This is a genomic window from Halorubrum sp. SS7 (genome assembly GCF_005435055.1).
Classification (GTDB): Archaea; Halobacteriota; Halobacteria; order Halobacteriales; family Haloferacaceae; genus Halorubrum; species Halorubrum salinarum.
Window position 1 is genome coordinate 1 of the sequence record NZ_SGXV01000437.1, and the last position, 344, is coordinate 344.

1 protein-coding gene is annotated in these 344 nt (G+C 49.4%); it reads right to left on the reverse strand.

Going from position 1 to position 344, the window contains the following annotated elements:
• On the reverse strand, positions 1 to 176 hold a 176-nt coding region (locus EXE44_RS18695; RefSeq protein ID WP_241991907.1), incomplete at its 3' end, for an ATP-binding protein.
• Positions 177 to 344: the final 168 nt, after the last annotated feature.

Consider the following 344-nt stretch of genomic DNA (forward strand, 5'->3'; position numbering starts at 1 on the left):
GTAGACTCGACTGCTTGGTAGTATACAGCGTCTTCCCGATCAGCGATGGACTGGCGGACGAGGTCGCTTTTGCCGAGGCGCCGACGGCCATAGATGACAACAAAGTCTGCGGTCTCGGACTCGTAGCAGTCCCTGAGTTGATCACGTTCGACGCCCCGATCCACGAATTGTTCCATACACCCGATCACAGTTCCATCCAAATAGAAGTCCCGATTTTGGAAACTACGATTTCAGAAATCTAGATTTCTACTTTTCGCACGGGAGAGACACCCAATTCGAGACGACCAATTCACTCTTAACCAACACAAAGTCGGTTAGTTGATATTGTGTTGGTTAAAGCTCTC